Source organism: Zooshikella harenae, from assembly GCF_018837975.1.
In the GTDB taxonomy this organism is placed as follows: domain Bacteria; phylum Pseudomonadota; class Gammaproteobacteria; order Pseudomonadales; family Zooshikellaceae; genus Zooshikella; species Zooshikella harenae.
Map to the genome: position 1 here is coordinate 1 of NZ_JAGSOY010000339.1, position 634 is coordinate 634.

At 30.6% G+C, this 634-nt stretch carries 2 protein-coding genes; both read right to left on the bottom strand.

Annotation, left to right across the window (positions count from 1 at the left end):
- Positions 1-40: 40 nt before the first annotated feature.
- Positions 41-424 (bottom strand): hypothetical protein, encoded by a 384-nt coding sequence (locus tag KCG35_RS26010; RefSeq protein ID WP_215822817.1) that lies wholly within the window; start codon positions 422-424, stop codon positions 41-43.
- 1 nt (position 425) lies between these two features.
- On the bottom strand, positions 426-634 hold a 209-nt coding region (locus KCG35_RS26015; RefSeq protein WP_215822819.1), incomplete at its 5' end, for a hypothetical protein.

Here is a 634-nt window from a genome sequence, read left to right on the forward strand (position 1 = left end):
TCGTGCTTTTAAGTTTATTTTATGAAATAAAATAATCGTATTATTCAGTATAAGCGTTTAATACGAACGTTATATTCATGAGGAATGTGAATAGATAAGGTGTGCTTTTTATAAATAAGGGGTGTGGATTACCTTTTTTAAGATAAATGAAAATGGATAATGCGCCAAGAACTGGAGAGTAAAAAACTAGAAACCAAAACATATCCTCTATAGCTAGCTGCATACTGATAGGTGCAGCGATTAATACAATAAAATAACCGATGACACCAAAAAACCAGTATGCATGCAAACTAAAAAAGGCCATTGGTACCCAATATAACGGGTGATGCTCTGAAACCTCATTTATAAATACTTTGCTTGTTAATAGTGCAGTAATAACACCTAAAATAATATTAAAAGTATATAATTTTAAAAATCTATTCATATTACTTTTCGCATTGATGCAATTGCTCGTTCCAACGGCCACCAGCATCTAAACATGTATCAATTTGTATTGAGTCTGGATGGAAATCAGACGACCAATAAATAATACCAGTCATGGCTAACATAAATAATAAAATAATACCAACAAACACACTCGTAATTATTAAAAATATCTTTTTCTTACTTGTACTCACGATCAAATTAATCCTTA

What these genes read in the sequence shown, in the direction of transcription:
- KCG35_RS26010 (WP_215822817.1), bottom strand. Translation starts at nt 424, where the DNA reads ATGAATAGATTTTTAAAATTATATACTTTTAATATTATTTTAGGTGTT.